This is a genomic window from Bradyrhizobium sp. WSM4874, from assembly GCF_055811835.1.
The window spans coordinates 1-257 of record NZ_JBVVPR010000275.1; the positions used below are offsets into that span (position 1 = coordinate 1).

A 257-nucleotide genomic window follows, 5' to 3' on the forward strand; every position below is an offset into this window, starting at 1 on the left:
GTGTTTGATGCACTCGTTCGCATGGACCCTAAGGGTGTTCTTCAGCCCAATCTCGTTGTCGAAGTGCCCAGCCAGAAAAACGGCGGCATTTCAGAGGACGGACTTGTGTGGCGCATCCGCCTGCGTGATGACGTCCGCTGGCACGACGGCGAGCCTTTCACTGTCGATGACGTGAAATTCACTCTCGAGCTCATCACCAATCCGAAATTCCGCGCGTGGCGCACGGCGGGCCATTCCCTGGTGCGCGATATCAAGGT

General features: G+C 58.0%; 1 protein-coding gene. It reads left to right on the plus strand.

The window, feature by feature from the left end; all coding sequences use genetic code 11:
- Positions 1 to 257: ABC transporter substrate-binding protein (locus AC0L3P_RS40340; RefSeq protein WP_473309504.1), on the plus strand; the 257-nt coding region annotated here is incomplete at both ends.